This window comes from Thalassospira xianhensis MCCC 1A02616 (genome assembly GCF_003326475.1).
GTDB classification, from domain to species: domain Bacteria; phylum Pseudomonadota; class Alphaproteobacteria; order Rhodospirillales; family Thalassospiraceae; genus Thalassospira; species Thalassospira xianhensis.
In genome coordinates this window covers 153091-170615 of sequence record NZ_JPWA01000004.1, presented here as the reverse complement: position 1 = coordinate 170615, position 17525 = coordinate 153091, and the positions used below count along the sequence as shown (strand labels likewise).

The 17525-nt window shown below is 53.6% G+C and carries 15 protein-coding genes; 10 read left to right on the top strand and 5 right to left on the bottom strand.

Features of this window, described 5'->3' with window-relative positions; all coding sequences use genetic code 11:
• Nucleotides 1-103: 103 nt before the first annotated feature.
• From TH5_RS05605 to TH5_RS05595, 3 genes are all read right to left on the bottom strand, one after another.
• Nucleotides 104-586, bottom strand: a complete 483-nt coding sequence (locus tag TH5_RS05605; RefSeq protein ID WP_062953123.1) for a group III truncated hemoglobin — start codon at nucleotides 584-586, stop codon at nucleotides 104-106.
• An 83-nt stretch (nucleotides 587-669) separates the two neighbouring features.
• Complete coding sequence (locus tag TH5_RS05600; protein WP_114121022.1) at nucleotides 670-2019, bottom strand: NAD(P)/FAD-dependent oxidoreductase; 1350 nt, start codon at nucleotides 2017-2019, stop codon at nucleotides 670-672.
• Nucleotides 2020-2117: 98 nt separating this feature from the next.
• On the bottom strand, nucleotides 2118-3488 hold the full coding sequence (locus TH5_RS05595) for an aspartate aminotransferase family protein (protein ID WP_114121021.1): 1371 nt from the start codon (nucleotides 3486-3488) through the stop codon (nucleotides 2118-2120).
• A gap of 301 nt (nucleotides 3489-3789) precedes the next feature.
• Between TH5_RS05595 and TH5_RS05590 the strand changes: the two genes are divergently transcribed.
• From TH5_RS05590 to pgi, 7 genes are all read left to right on the top strand, one after another.
• On the top strand, nucleotides 3790-5172 hold the full coding sequence (locus TH5_RS05590; protein ID WP_114121020.1) for a glutamine synthetase family protein: 1383 nt from the start codon (nucleotides 3790-3792) through the stop codon (nucleotides 5170-5172).
• Between the two features lie 54 nt (nucleotides 5173-5226).
• Nucleotides 5227-5775 carry a cupin domain-containing protein gene (locus TH5_RS05585; RefSeq protein WP_007089374.1) on the top strand — a complete coding sequence of 183 codons (549 nt, stop codon included), beginning with the start codon at nucleotides 5227-5229 and terminating at the stop codon, nucleotides 5773-5775.
• A 69-nt stretch (nucleotides 5776-5844) separates the two neighbouring features.
• Complete coding sequence (locus tag TH5_RS05580; RefSeq protein ID WP_114121019.1) at nucleotides 5845-7350, top strand: aldehyde dehydrogenase; 1506 nt, start codon at nucleotides 5845-5847, stop codon at nucleotides 7348-7350.
• A 27-nt stretch (nucleotides 7351-7377) separates the two neighbouring features.
• The gene (gene speB / locus TH5_RS05575; RefSeq protein WP_114121018.1) at nucleotides 7378-8349 is read left to right on the top strand and encodes an agmatinase; all 972 of its coding nucleotides are present in this window, start codon (nucleotides 7378-7380) and stop codon (nucleotides 8347-8349) included.
• A 113-nt stretch (nucleotides 8350-8462) separates the two neighbouring features.
• Entirely contained in the window at nucleotides 8463-9047 is a 585-nt protein-coding gene (locus tag TH5_RS05570; protein WP_114121017.1) for a tyrosine phosphatase family protein, read from the top strand.
• Between the two features lie 152 nt (nucleotides 9048-9199).
• Nucleotides 9200-10159: a PfkB family carbohydrate kinase gene (locus TH5_RS05565; RefSeq protein ID WP_114121016.1), complete on the top strand. Its 960-nt coding sequence runs from the start codon at nucleotides 9200-9202 to the stop codon at nucleotides 10157-10159.
• 153 nt (nucleotides 10160-10312) lie between these two features.
• Entirely contained in the window at nucleotides 10313-11959 is a 1647-nt protein-coding gene (gene pgi / locus TH5_RS05560) for a glucose-6-phosphate isomerase (RefSeq protein ID WP_114121015.1), read from the top strand.
• A gap of 24 nt (nucleotides 11960-11983) precedes the next feature.
• Here the strand turns inward: pgi and TH5_RS05555 are convergent, their stop codons facing one another.
• Together TH5_RS05555 and TH5_RS05550 are read right to left on the bottom strand one after the other, a co-directional pair.
• Entirely contained in the window at nucleotides 11984-12181 is a 198-nt protein-coding gene (locus TH5_RS05555; RefSeq protein ID WP_114121014.1) for a DUF2256 domain-containing protein, read from the bottom strand.
• 6 nt (nucleotides 12182-12187) lie between these two features.
• On the bottom strand, nucleotides 12188-13213 hold the full coding sequence (locus TH5_RS05550; RefSeq protein WP_114121013.1) for an NAD(P)/FAD-dependent oxidoreductase: 1026 nt from the start codon (nucleotides 13211-13213) through the stop codon (nucleotides 12188-12190).
• Between the two features lie 174 nt (nucleotides 13214-13387).
• Here TH5_RS05550 and TH5_RS05545 point away from each other — a divergent pair, with 174 nt between their 5' ends.
• The 3 genes from TH5_RS05545 (at nucleotide 13388) to TH5_RS05535 (ending at nucleotide 17413) form a co-directional block, all read left to right on the top strand.
• Complete coding sequence (locus TH5_RS05545) at nucleotides 13388-14986, top strand: choice-of-anchor I family protein (RefSeq protein ID WP_244204822.1); 1599 nt, start codon at nucleotides 13388-13390, stop codon at nucleotides 14984-14986.
• Nucleotides 14987-15158: 172 nt separating this feature from the next.
• Complete coding sequence (locus TH5_RS05540; RefSeq protein WP_037991605.1) at nucleotides 15159-15893, top strand: response regulator; 735 nt, start codon at nucleotides 15159-15161, stop codon at nucleotides 15891-15893.
• Nucleotides 15894-15904: 11 nt separating this feature from the next.
• On the top strand, nucleotides 15905-17413 hold the full coding sequence (locus TH5_RS05535; RefSeq protein ID WP_114121012.1) for an ATP-binding protein: 1509 nt from the start codon (nucleotides 15905-15907) through the stop codon (nucleotides 17411-17413).
• Nucleotides 17414-17525 lie beyond the last annotated feature (112 nt).

Genomic DNA, 17525 nt, shown 5'->3' with positions numbered 1-17525 from the left:
ACGTAACAATATTTTGTTCGGAGCAGGACAACGTTGTCAACATGTCGGTCTTAAGAAAGATGATAAAAAGTTTTGCAGTGTGCTGATTACTATGAGTTCTGGCCTATTTCGGGGACCATGCCGAAACCGGATCGTAACGTTCGCCTTTACCCAGAATGACACCATTGTGCGCAGCGATCCCGATTTCGAAACTTGATGCAATCCGAAGGGCGCGTTCCATGAAATGGCGTGCGGCAGCCGTTTCACAGTATTCTGAAAGTGTTTCGGCAAATAACTCAAGCCAGCGATCAAAATGGTTCCGGTCGATCCTGAGTGTCAGGTGCTTTTGCATCGGGCGGCCGTCATAGGCACCACTGGCAAGTGCCACAGATGCCCAGAACATGCACATCCGTTCCAGATGGTGATCCCAATCAGTAATTTTTTCCGCGAATACCGGGCCCAGCATCGCGTCATCGCGCACCTTTGCGTAAAAGCCATGCACGATATTTTTGATCATGTCGTGATCAATGCCTGTTTCCTCGCGGATTTTTCGGGTCGCGATTTCGCGGCGTTCTTTGATTTCGGCAAGGGTCGGTTGATCTGACATGGTCGTCTCGTGCTCGATAAGGATTGATCCGGGCAATAGCGCAAAGGCTGGGGCCGCGACATGACATAGGTCAGTTTGCCCGATTACGCAAACTCGTCACGCAAACCATAATATCGATAGGCGAGGCTGCGGCCGATCCGCCGGAACCTTGCCAGCGGGAAACGATCGGGCGGTGTACCCATGATCGCACCGACGTCATCCGGGCCCTTGATACCAAGGATTTGCTGACCCAGCATTTTCCCGGCCACACTTCCAAGTGCGACGCCATTGCCATGCCATGCAAGCCCCGTCCAGACATCCCGATGCCCCGGAACCCGTCCCACATAGGGGCGGAACGATTGTGACAGACAGGCAAGCCCGTTCCAGTGGTGGGTGATTTCAACATCCTGCCATGCCGGGAACATCCGGTGAAAATGCGACAACAGGTGCCGTTTTGCGGCATCAAAGGCCGTCGGGGTTGCCGTGATACCGCCACGCCCACCAAACATGAAGCGATTGTCGGGCAGCTTGCGGAAATAGTGCAGCAGAATGCGGCTATCAAATGCCATCAGGTCGCTGGTCCAGCCTTGGTCGGCAAGTTCACTATTGGACATCGGACGCGTGACAAGGATACCGGAAAACACCGGCATCAATCGCCCACCAATCCAGTCGGGCAGGTTTTCGGCACTGTAGCCGTTGGTGGCGACGATGACCTTTTTCGCCGAAATTCGCACATTTTTGCAGGTCAGGATGTAACCGTCCCCGGTGTCTTGGAGGTCTTCGATGGTCGCCTGTTCGAATATCCGAACACCTTTGGTCGTGCAGGTGCGGTGCAACCCGGCAAGATATTTTAAGGGATGTAGTCCAAAGCCCTGTTTGACATGCAATCCTGCATGGGTTTCCCGAGCATAAAGGCCGCGTTCACGAAGCTGATCCTTTGTCAGGAATTCGGTTTCGATACCGGTGAAATGGGCATTTTCGGCTGCCTCTTCACGCAATTCTTTCACGCGGTTGGCCTTGTGCGCCAGTATGACTTCGCCGTCCGAATGACGATCCGCATCGACATTCCACTCTTCAAGCCGTGATCCGACAAGGTCGATTGCAGCACGCTGAAGCTTGGCAAAATGGCGTGTTTGGTCATCACCAAACTGTTTGGCAAGCTGGGCATAGCTTTTGCCGCTTCCGCCCATGCAGCAAAATCCGCCATTGCGCCCCGATGCGCCCCAACCTGAACGTCCTGCATCAAAAACGGCAACATCAACGCCATTCTCCGCCAGTTCCAGTGCGGCCGACAGCCCCGTATATCCGCCCCCGATAATCACAACATCAGCTGTGACCGTGCCGTCATCCGGCATTTTATCGCAATCGGGAAGGGGGGCCGCACTGCCAACCCAATAGCTGTCAGGCAGTGTAGAGGTCTGATAGGCCGGGGCCTGATAAAGTCGTTTGAGCATGATGAACTCTTTTGGGGCGAAGGCGGGAAAATAGCAAACACCCGGCGGATATTATATCGCGCCGGGTGTTTGTGTAATGTCTTGATTCAAATCGGAACTTACATTTTACCGATTTTCTTGGCCGTGGCATCAAAGGCTGCCCGGGCACGTTTGACCAATTCATCGACTTCGCCATGCGTGATGCAAAGCGGCGGCGATGTCACCATCCGATCACCGCAGGCCCGCATGATCACGCCATGTTCAACACAGGCATCGCGGCAAATGGTGCCAACCGTGCCCGGCTTGTCGAACGGTTTGCGCGTTGCCTTGTTATCGACCAGCGGAATACCGGCAATCAGACCGACGGTTTCAACCGCACCGACCAGTGGGTGATCTGCAAGGGTTTTGAGCTTTTCGGCAAAATACGGACCGATATCGTCACGAACACGCTCAACCAGTTTTTCATCACGAATGATGCGGATATTTTCCAGCGCAACCGCGGCAGCTGCCGGGTGGCCGGAATAGGTAAAGCCGTGTGTGAACTCGCCGCATTCATTGATCAGGACATCAGCAACCCGTTCGCCCACCATGACAGCCGAAATCGGAAGGTAACCCGATGACATGCCTTTTGCCATTGGCATCAGGTCCGGTTTGATATCGAACGTGTCCGAACCAAACCAGTTACCGGTGCGGCCAAAGCCGCAAATGACCTCATCAGCAATCAAAAGGATATCATATTTTTTGCAGATGCGTTGAATTTCCGGCCAGTAGGTTGATGGCGGAATGATCACGCCACCGGCGCCCTGGATTGGTTCACCAATGAAGGCTCCGACGCGATCCGCACCGAGTTCTTCTATTTTTTCTTCGAGCTTGCGCGCCGCAATCAGGCCGAATTCTTCGGGCGTATGATCGCCGCCTTCACCGTACCAGTATGGCTGATCTATATGAGCGACATCGGGCAGAAGCGGCCCGCCCTGCGAATGCATTCCGGCCATCCCGCCAAGCGACGCCCCGGCAATGGTTGAGCCGTGATAGGCATTCTTGCGGCTGATGATGTAGGTGCGTTCCGCCTGACCTTTAAGCTTCCAGTATTGCCGGACCATACGGACAACCGTGTCGTTCGCTTCCGAGCCGGAATTGGCATAAAAGACGTGGTCCAAACCATCGGGCGTAATTTCGGCAAGAACTTTGGAAAGCTCGATCGCAGGCGTGTTCGCGCACTGGAAGAAGTTGTTGTAGTAGGGCAGTTCAAGCATCTGGTTATAAGCGGCTTCGGCAAGTTCCTTGCGGCCATAACCGACATTGACGCACCACAGGCCAGCCATGCCGTCCAGATACTGTTTACCATGCGAATCTTCGATGAATACGCCTTTGGCGCGTGTAATCACGCGTGTGCCACGACTGTTTAGGTCGGCCGTATCGGTAAACGGATGAATATGGTGCTGCTGATCGATATCCTGCCAATAGGCGGTTTTGTCGAAATTATTCATAACGTCTCCTGACAGCGGTAGTCGCCTGCTTTGTGCGATATGTTGAACATCTGAGACAAGTGTTCGTTTTTTTGAACACCTTTGCAAGGGGAAATTTTATGAAACAAATTTGTCGTTCTGGAGCCAAATTTGATATGGGCTGGTTGTTTCAAACCATTCTTAATATCCATGGCAGTCGCGTCAGGGATTTATTTTGCAGTGCATTATTTGCACGATATATCGAACGAGGGGCTTGACCGCAATCATTGGGCGGGGCACGATGAAAAAGTGAATAAATAGGCTTTTCTGGGAGTATTAGACGATGAACAAGTCGTTCGTCGAAGACAGTAGGGCGGAAGCTCAACGATTCTTTGAAGCAAATCCGGATATCGAACTTGTCGAATTACTCATTCCTGACGTGAATGGGGTGTTCCGGGGCAAGCGAATCAGCAAGCAGAAGTTTCTCAAAAGCTTTCATGAAGGCATCAACATGCCGGGTTCTGTGTGTCTGGTGGATATCACCGGCGATAACCCGGAAGGCACCGGCCTGCTTTGGTCCAGTGGCGATCAGGACAATATTGCCCGGCCGATCCCGGGAACCCTGCATGCGGTTCCGTACGGTGAACTGCCTTTGGCGCAGGTCATGATGAGCCTGTATAATCTGGACGGTACCAAATTCTTTGCCGATCCGCGCAATGTGTTGCAGGGGGTTGTCGACCGTTTGGCTGCTGACGGTTTTTATCCGACTGTCGCGCTGGAACTTGAATTCTATCTTGCCGATCAGAATGAACAAACCGCTGCACCGTTGCCACCTGCGCCACTTGGTGGCGGGATCGCATCGGACGGTGTTCAGGTCTATGGCCTGCAGCAGATCGAGGATTTCGAAAAAGTCCTTCATGACGCGGTTGCCGAACTGAACCGGCAGGGCATTCCAGCTGATACAATCGTTGCCGAAGCCGGGCCCGGCCAGTTTGAAATCAATCTGGGGCATGTTAATGACCCGATGCAGGCGGCTGATCACGCGATGCAGCTAAAACGCGTTGTCAAAGGCATTGCCTGGGATCACGGCGTGACAGCAACATTCATGGCCAAACCCTATTCCGATCAGGCGGGCAACGGATTGCACGTCCATGTGTCGTTGCGTGACAAGGAAGGCAAGAACGTCCTTTCGCCCAAGGGGGACGAGGATGTTTCGGACCTCCTGTTGAACGCGATTGGCGGTTTGCAGGCGTCAATGTTTGAAAGCATGGCGATTTTTGCGCCCAACCCGAATTCGTATCGCCGGTTCCAGAACAAGGCCTATGCGCCGATGTCTCCAAACTGGGGGCTTAACAACCGTACGGTTGCCTTGCGTATTCCGGCAGGTAGCCCGGAAGCGGCACGTATCGAACATCGTGTATCGGGTGCGGATGCCAACCCGTATCTGGTTCTTGCCTGTGTTTTGGCGGGCATGCATTACGGCATGAAGAACAAGCTTGATCCCGGTGACCCGATTGTCGGCAATGGCTATGAACAGCATGGCGGGCGGATCGTCCCGCGCAGCATGATTTCTGCACTTGATCGTTTTGTCGAGGGTGACATCGTCAAGGAATATCTGGGCGAGCGGTTTGTCGAGGTTTTCGATATCTGCCGACGTTCCGAATATGACGAATTCTTTTCCGAGGTCACGCCGCTTGAATACCGCTGGTATCTTGACGCGGTATAACGCAACTTTTGCAAAATGGTCGCCGACAAGAGCGACCGACAGGGAAGAGACCGGATGTCACAAAAGGTTGGGGACCGCCTGAAAGCTGTACGTACCATGTACGGGTTGTCCCAGCGTGAACTGGCGCGTCGCGCCGGTGTCACGAACAGCACGATCTCGACGATTGAACAGAACCGGGTCAGCCCGTCGGTTGATAGTCTTGCCAAGGTTCTGGCAGGTATCCCCATGAGCCTGATCAATTTCTTTACGATAGATCTGGAAAACGGCGAGGAGATTTTCTTTCGCAAGGAAGACCTAGTCGAGCTTTCCGATGGCACAATGTCGATGCGTCTTGTCGGTGCAACCCGCAAGGACCGCAATCTGCGCGTCCTTCATGAAATCTATCCGCCCGGCGGCGATACCGGTGACAATCTGATCGTCCAGAAGGGCGAGGAAGCCGGTGTTGTTGTCCGTGGCAAGCTTGAGGTCACGGTGGGCGAACGGGTTCAGGTTCTTGGACCGGGTGATGCCTATTACTTTAATGCGGAAATCCCGCACCGGTTTCGCAATGCGGGCGACATTGAATGCGAAGTCGTCAGTGCCGCAACACCACCGTCATACTGATTGCACAATCATCATGTTTGAATATCGCGCGGAACAAACCAAACGCGCGATCCGTCAGGAGGATTTCCGATGACAAACCAGTTGAATTTCGAACAGCTGAGCGCACAGGCTGCAAGTCTGACGATCCGCAATAAGGCGTTTATCAATGGTGTCTATGTTGATGCCGCATCTGGCAAGACATTCGATTGCATCAGCCCGCGCGATGGCACTGTTCTGACCAAGGTCGCCGAATGCGATGTGGAGGACGTCAATCGCGCGGTGGCATCGGCCCGTGCGGTCTTTGAAAAAGGCAGTTGGTCGGAAGCATCCCCGGGCAAGCGCAAGGCAGTGATGATGAAGTTTGCCGATCTGATGGAAAAGCATGCTGCCGAACTGGCGCTGCTTGAAAGTCTTGATATGGGCAAGCCGATCAGCCTTGCGTCGGGTGATGACATTCCGTTGTCCTATAAATGCATTCGCTGGTATGCCGAGGCGATCGACAAGATTTATGACGAAATTTCACCGGGTGAAGCACGCGCAATCGGCATGATCACGCGGGAACCGCTTGGCGTTGTTGCCGCGGTCGTGCCGTGGAACTTCCCGTTGATGATGGCGGTCTGGAAGCTTGGCCCGGCATTGGCGATGGGCAACTCGATCATTCTGAAACCTGCCGAACAATCGCCATTGACCGCAATACGTGTCGCGGAGCTGGCGGTAGAAGCGGGCATTCCTGCCGGTGTTCTGAACGTTCTGCCGGGCTTTGGTCCGACGGCGGGCAAGGCGCTTGGCTTGCATCCGGATGTCGATTGCGTGACCTTTACCGGCTCGGGCGAGGTGGGCAAACTGTTCCTGCAATATTCCGGTCAGTCGAACATGAAACGCGTCTGGCTGGAATGCGGTGGCAAAAGCCCGAATATCGTTCTGGCCGATTGCCCCGACATGGACGCGGCAGCAGAAGCTGCAGCAGGCGGCATTTTCTATAATCAGGGCGAGGTTTGCACAGCCGGTTCGCGCCTGATTGTCGAAGAAAGCATCAAGGACGAATTCATCGAGAAAGTGGTTGCAGCAGGGCGCAAAATGCAGCCGGGTGACCCCCTGGACCCGAACAGTCAGATGGGCGCGATTGTCGATGAAAATCAGATGAACCGCGTTCTGGGCTATATCGAGAAGGGGGCGGCAGAGGGTGCAAAACTTTGCACCGGCGGCAAGCGTGCACGCACCGAGTCCGGTGGCTATTATGTCGAACCAACCGTTTTTGATGCGGTCAAAAACGACATGACAATTGCCAAGGAAGAAATCTTTGGCCCGGTTTTGTCGGTGATTTCGGTCAAGGATTGGAAAGAGGCTGTTCAGACGGCAAATGATACGCCATATGGACTTGCTGCGGCAGTTTGGACGCGCGATATCAACAAGGCCCATCTGGCGGCTAAAAAGCTGCGTGCCGGTCTTGTCTGGGTCAATTGCTGGGACGGAGGATCCATCACCATGCCGTTTGGCGGTTACAAGCAATCGGGCACCGGTCGCGACCGTTCGCTGCATGCGATGGACAAATATTGTGAAATCAAGTCGACCTGGATTGCACTGGGCGACGCCTGAGGTTCGGAAAGGACAAGGGGACGAATTATGAGCAGTACCGGGGTTATTGATACCAAAGGCGGCGACAACGCTTTTACTGCAAAATCCGTGCATCAGAATACCAGCGAGCCGATGTATTCAGGTGCGCTGTCATTCATGCGCCGCAAATATACCCGTGATCTTACGGGCATTGATGTTGCGGTAACCGGTATTCCCTTTGATCTTGCAACGTCAAGCCGTCCCGGTACGCGCCTTGGTCCGCAGGGGGTGCGCCGAGCGTCGGTAAATCTTGCATGGGCACCGCATTTCCCGTCCGGGCGCGATATTTTTGGTGAACTGGCCGTGATCGACTATGGCGATATGGTGATTGATCCCGGTTATCCGCATAAGATCCCGGAAATGATTGAGGATCACGCACGCGATATCGTTAGCTCGGGTGCGAAAATGTTGACCATCGGCGGCGATCATTTCATCAGCTACCCGATCCTGAAAGCTCATGCCGAAAAGTACGGCAAGGGGATTTCGCTGATCCAGTTCGATGCCCATTCCGACACATGGGAAGATGACGGCGATCGTATCGATCATGGCACCATGTTCTGGCATGCGGCAAAGAATGGCATTGTTGACGCGGCGAAATCGATTCAGGTTGGCATCCGCACGCATAATGAATCTACCCACGGATATAACATCCTGTATGGGCCGGATGTGCAGGCGATGTCGATTGATCAGATCGTTGCCAAAATCAAGGACGTGGTCGGTGATAATCACGCCTATATCACCTTTGATATTGATGGGCTTGATCCGTGCTATGCCCCGGGCACTGGTACGCCAGTACTGGGCGGGTTGACCAGTCATCAGGCGGTTTCGATCCTGCGCGGTCTTGCCGGGGGGATCAACCTGATAGGGTCGGATGTGGTCGAAGTTTCTCCACCTTATGATGTTTCGGACATTACATCATTGGCCGGGGCGACAATTGCGTGGGAAATGCTGAACATCCATGCGGTAAACCGAAAGCCGTAAACACGCGATTATAAAGAATTCAAAAAGGGGCCGGTATTTTGTCAATACCGGCCCTTTGCTTTTGGGGGCTGCTGTGATGTTATTGCACCCGATCAGTGTATTGGAGGAAAGATATGAAACCGGTTTCAATTTCGCTTTTGACGATTTGTGGCATTGATGAACTGCCAACCCATCAGACCAGATCGGTTTCGCATGTGCTTTCCGTCCTTGATCCGGAGCGTCCTGACCCGGATGCCTTTGCGGCATATGCGCCGCATGAACGTACCATTCTGCGCTTCCACGATATTATCGAGGAGCTACCGGGCCAGATAGCCCCGACATCTGCCCATGTTGAAGAGGTTCTTGCCTTTGGCGAGGGGCTTAAAAACACGGTTGATGCCCGTAAGGACGGGCATTTGCTGGTGCATTGCCATATGGGCGTATCACGTTCGACCGCGGCGATGCTAACCCTGATGGCGCAGACCCAGCCTGACGTGGCAGAAGATGAACTGTTTGCCACTCTTCGTGCCATTCGTCCGATTGCATGGCCAAATTCGCGCATGATTGCCTTTGCCGATAATCTGCTTGGCCGAGACGGCAAATTGACCGCAGCCCTTAACCGCCATTACCGCTATCAGCTTGAACATGACGATCATTTCGATGAGTGGATGACGTCGCTTGGCCGCGTGCGTGAAGTGGCACTTGGAAAAGCTGCCTGAAGTTGCAGTGTTACACCCGGAAATCAGCCACTTTGTGATCAAAGTGGCTTTTCCTTTGCCTGTCGAATTGAATCGATTTAAAAACGTCGCGTCCCACAGCAAATGATAATGCCCGCAACCCCGTTGCCGGGAGACATAAACGGAGAAACGCTATGAGCGCAAAAGCAGTTTGCCTTGGGGAATTGCTGATCGATTTTGTTCCGACCGTAACTGGCACCGGCCTTGCCGATGCGCCGGCATTTGCCAAGGCCGCAGGCGGTGCGCCGGGCAATGTGGCTGTGGGATTGCAGCGGCTTGGCATTGAAACGGGTTTTATCGGTAAGCTTGGCGATGATGCATTCGGTCATTTTCTGGTCGATACGCTCAAAGCCGACAATGTCGATACATCGGGCATTGTCCTGACCAAAGAAGCCCTGACAGGGCTTGCCTTTGTTTCATTGCGGGCCGATGGCGAACGCGAATTTTCTTTCTATCGCAGCCCGTCGGCCGACATGTTGCTGTCCCCATCCGATCTGAATCAGGACATGCTGAAGGGATGCGCGCTGTTTCACTATGGCACGCTTTGCATGATCGACGATGATCCGCGCGCGGCGACGCTTGCGGCCATCGACATTGCACGTGAAAACGGCGCCATCATTTCATGTGATCCGAACCTGCGCCTGCCGCTTTGGCCCAGTGCGGATGCCGCACGTGACATGCTGCGTCTTGCGATTACCAAGGCGGATGTTGTCAAAATTTCCGACGACGAAGTCGCCTTTATCACCGGCAAGGATGATCTTGAGGCTGGCGTAAGGGAATTGTGGTGCGATCACTGGAAACTGATGATCGTGACGTCGGGTCCGAAAGGCAGCCGGTTCTTTACCCCTGATTTCGAAGGCTCGGCCAAGCCGTTCAAGGTTACCGCTGTTGATGCGACCGGGGCAGGGGACGGTTTTACTGCAGGCTTCCTGTCACGTTTGCTCAAAGATCCGGAATTGTTGAAATCTGCGGAAAAGGTCGAAGCTGCCTGTCGCTTTGCCAATGCGGTTGGCGCCATTACCGCAACCAAACGCGGTGCAATTGCCGCCCTTCCGACCGAGGAACAGGTTTTGGAATTTCTTTCCGCGAATTGATTGCGCGGATAATATTCATGCGATGGCAATCCTGTTCCCGCCGGGTTGCCATCAAAATGTCCCACAAACTGTCCCACAAATGGTCGTATCGGCGTGTTAGTGTTTTGACATGACGTCGATATTGTTTGCTATCTGTTTGAAGCCGAGGGTGGAATGTCCACAGAAAATCTGACGACCTGCTGGGAAAAGCTTGATCGACTGGGCGCGGAAGTTTCCAAAAGTCTGAATTTGCGCAAGGCCTTTGCCAATGATCCGGCACGGTTCAACCGTTTCCACGTTACGCAGGATGATCTGTTTATCGATTATTCGAAAAACCTGATCACCGATGATGTGATGGCAGCACTACGTGAATTGGCAGAAACGGCCAACGTCGAAAGCTGGCGTGAACGGATGTTCGCCGGTGACCGGATCAATGTCACCGAAAATCGCGCTGTTCTTCATACGGCACTTCGCAATCTGGATGGCAATCCGGTGATGGTCGATGGCAAGGACGTTATGCCTGACGTCAAAGAAGTCTTGGCACGTATGAAACGCTTTGCCGTGCGTGTGCATACCGGCGACTGGAAAGGCCATACCGGCAAGGCGATCACCGATGTTGTCAATATCGGTATTGGCGGTTCCGACCTTGGCCCGGTCATGGTGAACGAGGCACTCCGCCCGTATCATATCGACGGCATTCGTTGCCATTTTGTTTCCAACGTGGATGGCGCGCATATCGTTGATACGCTCAAAGATCTTGACGCGGAAACGACGCTTTTCATCATTGCATCCAAAACCTTCACCACCGACGAAACCCTGACCAATGCCTATTCGGCGCGCGACTGGCTGGTGGGTTTGCTGAAAGACGAGGGGGCAGTTGCCAAGCATTTCGTCGCTGTATCGACTGCCTTGGACAAGGTCGCCGAATTCGGCATCGATACCAAAAATGCATTCGGATTCTGGGACTGGGTCGGCGGACGGTACAGCCTTTGGTCGGCGATTGGATTGCCGATCATTCTGGCGGTTGGTTACGAGAAGTTTGAAGAATTGCTCCGTGGTGCGCAGGCGATGGATAACCATTTCCGTTCTGCACCGCTTGACCAGAACATTCCGGTGACACTGGCCCTGATCGGGGTGTGGTATCGTAATATTCTGGGGGCTTCCAGTCAGGCGATCCTGCCTTATGACCAGCATCTGTCGCGCCTTCCGGCCTATTTGCAGCAGGCCGATATGGAAAGTAACGGCAAATCAGTTACCCGCGATGGCAAGCCGATCTATTATGAAACCGGTCCGATCATCTGGGGCGAACCCGGCACCAACGGCCAGCACGCCTTTTATCAGTTGATCCATCAGGGTGCAGAACTGATCCCGGTTGATTTCATCGTTGCGGCGAATGCCTTGCACCCGTTATCGAACCACCATGACAAACTGGTCGCAAACTGCTTTGCGCAGGCCGAAGCCCTGATGCGCGGCAAGACAGAGGCGGAAGTCCGCGATGAACTTGCCGGTGGCAATCTGTCCCCGGCCGAGATTGATGTTCTGGCCCCGCAAAAGGTCTTTGCCGGGAACAAGCCCAGTACCATGATCCTCTATAAGCAGCTTGATCCCTTTACGATGGGGCGTCTGGTCGCAATGTATGAACATAAAATCTTTGTTCAGGGGATTATCTGGAACGTCAATTCCTATGACCAGTGGGGTGTTGAGCTTGGCAAACAACTTGCCAAGGAATTGCTGCCAATGGTTCAGGGGAATGAAACTGCCGATAGCCGTGACGCTTCAACCGCCGGTCTGATCCATCAGTTGCATGCCCTTCGGGATTAATTTTGATCCGACAAATCTGTGGATTTATGGGGCGGTGTCAGCCTGACTGGCACTGCCCTTGTTGTTTGCGCGATGATCCCGACAACGGGCAGAGCAATATTTGACATAGTCCCAGCAATTACGCCATTTGCGCCTCCAGGCAAACGGTCGATTACAGGTCAGGCAGGTTTTGTGTGGCAGGTCTGATTTTGCAGGCCTTTGACCATTGGCATTTCGGCGCATCCCAAATTACCCGATCAGTGTCTCGATCATGGCATGGGCCGCGCATTTTCCGCTGCGCCATGCGGCTTCCACCCTTGCACCAAGACACCAATCGCCCGCGGCAATGACGCGCCCGTTCATGCCGCTAAGATGACTTTTTCCAAGCGGTTTGATCGTGCGGGCATATCGCCAGCGATGCGTGTTTATGAACACCACATCGGGAAGCTTTGCACCACTTGCCTCGCGCAGCTTATCAAGCAATCGGGATGCGATGCGTTCCTTGTCCTCTTCAAGGTTGTCGCGGGACCATTCCGGACTGGCATGCAAAACCCAAAGATCGGGGGATGGCTTGTGGATCAGATGACGGTGATCGCCACTGCGCGCTGCCCAGCTTATCGCCGGATCAGGATGGATCATTGCGTCAAATGCCGTTGGCAACGGTTTGGCAAAGGCAATCATCACAGCCCAGCATGGGGCCATTTCAACATCGGCAATCGGATCAAATCGTGCGGCAAGCGGTTGCAGCAATTCTGCCGATTGCGGGGCTGGCGCGGTAACGATCACACCGTCAAACGGGCCGAATTCACCATCCATATCGTCATGCAGGACAAAATTGCGCGGTCCGGCGGTTTCGATACGGATAATGCGGTGTTGCTTGCAGATTTCAAACGGTGCCAGAAGCGGGGTGATCAGTTTATTCATCTGGGGTGCGCCCTGATACCAGATATCTTTGGCGGCATTGCCGTCTGTGATTGATTGCGATGGCATATGCAGGTGCGCCAAAGCTCCGCGATGTAGGTTCGGGTTCCAGTTCCGGGCTGCTTTCCGGTTTTCAGCCTGATGCAGGAATGCCTTAAAATCAGGATTGAGGGCGGTGACATATTGGGTACCGTGATTGAAATCGCCAAATTTGGTGCGCCGTGTTGCCAGACGTCCGCCCGTGCCGCGGCTTTTTTCAAAGACCGTTACATTGATGCCGACCCGGTGAAACGTAGATGCTGCCTTTAAACCGGCCATTCCTGCACCGATAATGGCGATCCTGATTGTGGCCATTTTTGTTCTTCCTGCGTGAAAATTATCAACCTTTGATGTCTTACGCTGGCCGATGGCGTTTGGAGCATCGTGCAGTGCCCGATATTTATGAAACTGTCACCTTGTCGTCATCAAACTGTTACGCGTTATCAGCAGGTTATCTGCCACGATTAAACCGAACATCAGGGGGAATTTATGCGTTATTCTTTAATGGCGACTGTGGCGATGTCTGTGCTTCTCGGGGCTTGTGGTACGGCATCTCATTCGAGCAACATGGCCATGACGGTCGATACGGCTTCACCGGCGGCCAAACCGCTTTCGATTGTGCCGATGGGTGAATATCGCAGCGGTCTTTTTGACGAAGGTGCGGCTGAAATCCCGGCTTATGATCCGGCAAACAAGCGCATTTTCGTTGTGAATGGTGGTGAAAAGGCAATCGATATTCTCGATATGTCGACCCCGGACAAACTCGCCAAACTTGGCTCGATCAAACTTGAAACCTGGGGGAAGGCAGCAAACAGCGTTGCCATCCATGGCAACATCGTTGCCGCCGCGGTCGAGAATGACGACAAACAGGCACCGGGCAAGGCAGTCTTCTTTGATACCAATGGTGATTTCATTGCTGCGGTAACTGTCGGCTCGTTGCCTGACATGATCAAGTTTACCCCGGATGGTAAATACGTTTTGGTTGCGAACGAAGGGGAGCCGAATGACGCATTCGACAATGATCCCGAAGGCAGCATTTCGATTATTCCGGTGTCCGGAAATCTTGCCGATCTGTCGGATGCCGATGTGCGAAATATTTCCTTCGCATTCCTGAACGGGCCGGACCTGCCATATGGCATGCGCACGTCAAACCCGGGCACTTCGAGCGTGGCACAGGATGTCGAGCCGGAATATATCGCCGTCTCGAAAGACAGCAAAACGGCCTATGTTTCGCTTCAGGAAAACAACGCGGTGGCGATCATCGACATTGAGACCGCAAATGTTATTCGGGTTGCCGGTCTTGGCTTCAAGGATCATTCGGTCAACGCGTTTGATGCCAGCGACAAGGACGGCGAAATCAACATTCGCACCTGGCCGGTCATGGGAATGTATATGCCAGATACGATCGATACGATCGAAATCGGCGGCAAAACCTGGGTCCTGACGGCAAACGAGGGGGATTCCCGCGATTACGACGGTTACAGCGAAGAAACCCGTGTTGGCAAACTGCCCCTTGATCCGGTCGCATTCCCGAATGCTAGCTCCTTGCAGAAGGACGAAAACCTTGGACGTCTGAAAACGACCACGGCGCAGGGGGATACGGATGGTGATGGTGATTTCGACGTGATCTATAGCTATGGCGCACGTTCGTTCTCCGTCCTTGATGCCGATGGTAATATGGTCTTTGACAGTGGTGACAAGTTTGAGCAGTACATGGCCGCTAATTACGGCAATGTGTTCAATGCATCTGACACCGAGAACTACAGCCGTGATGACCGTTCTGATGATAAGGGGCCGGAACCCGAAGGTCTGGCAACCGGTTACGTCAATGGTACGCCTTATGCTTTCATTGGTCTGGAACGCCAGGGCGGATTTATGGTCTATGACCTGACAAATCCGACCAATCCGCAATTCGTGACCTATCATTCAGATCGTCGTTTTTCCGGTAATCCGGAAGCAGGTACTGCGGGTGAACTTGCACCGGAAGGCATGCTGTTTGTTGATCCAAAAGATAGCCCGACGGGCAACGCCATGCTGATCGTAGCAAGCGAAGTATCGGGCAGCACGAAAGTTTATGACCTGAAATAGGTTGTATAAGTCTCTGCATGCAAAGGATTTGTAGATCAAAAGCCGGGGATTCTCTCCCCGGCTTTTTCATTTATCCCGTCCGTTTGGTAAAATGGTTCAATACTGCAACGATATGAACTAAACTCCGCGCCACGGTCCGGTTACGGACCTGTCGACCGAAGGGAGGCGGAGACTGAGTACGCGACGTGAACCCCATATTCTGGTTGTCGATGACGATCAGGAAATCCAGAAGCTTCTGAAAAAATTCCTGCTCCAGCACGGGTTTCGTATCACCACCGTTTCCGACGGGGCGGAGATGCATCGTGCGCTTCGCGACTGGAATATTGATCTGGTGATCCTTGATATCATGTTACCCGGCGAGGATGGTTTTGCGCTGTGCCGGGATGTGCGCCGCAATTCCAAGGTACCGATTGTCATGCTGACCGCGGTGGGCGAGGATACGGACCGTATTCTTGGTCTGGAACTGGGTGCAGATGACTATCTGACCAAGCCGTTCAATCCGCGCGAATTGCTGGCACGTATTCGTGCCGTGTTCCGCCGTTTTGAAACCGGCACCGTGACACAGGTCCATCACGAAGAAACCAAGACCCAGAAAATCCTGTTTGCCGACTGGACGCTCGACATTGGATCACGCGAATTGCGCGATCTGGATGATGTTGCCGTGCATTTGTCGACCGGGGAATTTTCGCTGTTGCTGGCGCTGGTAAAGCATAACAAGCGTGCGCTTTCGCGTGAACAGCTTGTTGATATCGTACGCGGTCAAAGCTCGATCCCCTTTGATCGCAGTATCGATATCCAGATCAGCCGCCTGCGCCGGAAAATTGAAAAAGATGCCAAAAATCCCAAACTGATCAAAACAGTGCGCGGGATCGGCTATCAGTTCTGCGCCGATACGAGGACCGTCTAGGAATTCGATCCATGACAGATCAGATTGGTGCGTTTTCCGAATATATGCGGCGGTTCAAGCCCCGCACGCTGGGCGGACGCATCTTTATGATCATGATGGTCGGTGGTGTCATCATCGCCGGGATCAGTTCAATCGCATCGAAATACATTATCGAACGAAGCGAACGGATCAGCCGTGCCTATACGCTGGGCTTTACCATTCGCGAACTGATCCTGATCGCGGAAAGCCCGGAATTACAGGGAAATATCGTTGATATAGCCGCGCGTGACGGGCTTTCTGTCCGTGTTCTGCCACCTGACGACATCGGTACAATTCTTCTGTTTTCGCGCCCGGCACAACATATCGCAATGCCTGCGCGTCTGGCTGATACAGGCTGGCCAACATCGGTAAAGGTCCATTTTCGTCGTGGTCGCCTTGGTTCCGAACAGCGTGACCTGATTGAAACGGCCGAAAATCCCAGCCTGTTTTTTGCCGGTCTATCGCGCGAAATAGCACGTCAGGGGTTAGAAGCCCGTATCGAGATCATGTTGCCATCAGGCATGCGGATGCTGCTTAATCATCCGGTACTTTGGGCGGATTATGCATCGCCATCCATGGTTTTTCTGATTTTTCTGGTCGGGGTTATCGCGGTGTTGGCGGTATTCGCTGCCTTGGCCGACCTTCTGGCCGGGCCTTTCAAAAATCTGACCGAGGCGATCATTCGTCAGGGCGACGAAGTCGAAGGCCCCCCGGTCGAGGAACGCGGCCCGACCGAGGCAAGATCAATGGCCGCGGCCTATAACGGATTGCGCGAACGGATTTCACGCATGCTGGGGGATAGAACCCGCATGCTGGCCGCGATTTCACACGATTTGCGCACGCCCAGTACGCGCCTGCGCCTGCGTGCGGAATTTATCGATAATGATGAGTTGCGCGAAACCGTATTGCGTGACCTTGATGAAATGGACGGGCTTTTGAATGATGCGCTCGATTTCCTTGGTGACTGGATTCACAAGGAAGAAGAGCGCACAGTTGATTTCACATCGGTTCTCGAAGCGATTTGCGACGATTACGCCGATCTTGGTCGACCTGTCAGTTTTGAGGGTCCTCAGCCGCTTCGGTTCAGTTCGGTGCATACGGTTTTTGGGGGCGGGGATGAAGCGCATTCATTTGGCGACAAGCGTAGCATCCGTCTGACCTGTCGGCCGGGAACCTTAAAACGTGCCTTCACCAACCTGATCGAAAATGCCCTGAAATACGGTTATCGCGCCTATGTCAGTCTGGATGCGACAGCCGACACGGTTCTTATTTCCATTCGGGACGAGGGGCCGGGCATTGCCGAGGAACATCAGGAAAATGTTTTTTTGCCATTCTTCCGTGTCGAGGGATCACGCGCGCGTACCACCGGCGGCAGTGGGCTTGGCCTGTCGATTGTGAAAACGGTTATAGATGCCCATGACGGTACGGTACGGCTACGCAATTTGCCCAGACGCGGGCTTGAGGTCACGATTGCATTGCCACGGCGCGTCGCCAAAACCTGATACCAAAAAGGCCCGGAAACATCCGGGCGTTTTTGGTATCAGGGGGATCAAGGTGATACCCCAAAGAGAAGAAAGAACGGCGGGTGGCCCCCAGAACCACCCGCCGATCAGA

Coding starts and splice junctions, on each gene's coding strand:
- TH5_RS05570 (WP_114121017.1), top strand. CDS start 8,463: ATGAAACCGGTTTCAATTTCGCTTTTGACGATTTGTGGCATTGATGAA.
- TH5_RS05545 (WP_244204822.1), top strand. CDS start 13,388: ATGCGTTATTCTTTAATGGCGACTGTGGCGATGTCTGTGCTTCTCGGG.
- TH5_RS05550 (WP_114121013.1), bottom strand. CDS start 13,213: ATGGCCACAATCAGGATCGCCATTATCGGTGCAGGAATGGCCGGTTTA.
- speB (WP_114121018.1), top strand. CDS start 7,378: ATGAGCAGTACCGGGGTTATTGATACCAAAGGCGGCGACAACGCTTTT.
- TH5_RS05595 (WP_114121021.1), bottom strand. CDS start 3,488: ATGAATAATTTCGACAAAACCGCCTATTGGCAGGATATCGATCAGCAG.
- TH5_RS05590 (WP_114121020.1), top strand. CDS start 3,790: ATGAACAAGTCGTTCGTCGAAGACAGTAGGGCGGAAGCTCAACGATTC.
- TH5_RS05555 (WP_114121014.1), bottom strand. CDS start 12,181: ATGCGCCGAAATGCCAATGGTCAAAGGCCTGCAAAATCAGACCTGCCA.
- TH5_RS05580 (WP_114121019.1), top strand. CDS start 5,845: ATGACAAACCAGTTGAATTTCGAACAGCTGAGCGCACAGGCTGCAAGT.
- TH5_RS05585 (WP_007089374.1), top strand. CDS start 5,227: ATGTCACAAAAGGTTGGGGACCGCCTGAAAGCTGTACGTACCATGTAC.
- pgi (WP_114121015.1), top strand. CDS start 10,313: ATGTCCACAGAAAATCTGACGACCTGCTGGGAAAAGCTTGATCGACTG.
- TH5_RS05605 (WP_062953123.1), bottom strand. CDS start 586: ATGTCAGATCAACCGACCCTTGCCGAAATCAAAGAACGCCGCGAAATC.
- TH5_RS05535 (WP_114121012.1), top strand. CDS start 15,905: ATGACAGATCAGATTGGTGCGTTTTCCGAATATATGCGGCGGTTCAAG.
- TH5_RS05565 (WP_114121016.1), top strand. CDS start 9,200: ATGAGCGCAAAAGCAGTTTGCCTTGGGGAATTGCTGATCGATTTTGTT.
- TH5_RS05600 (WP_114121022.1), bottom strand. CDS start 2,019: ATGCTCAAACGACTTTATCAGGCCCCGGCCTATCAGACCTCTACACTG.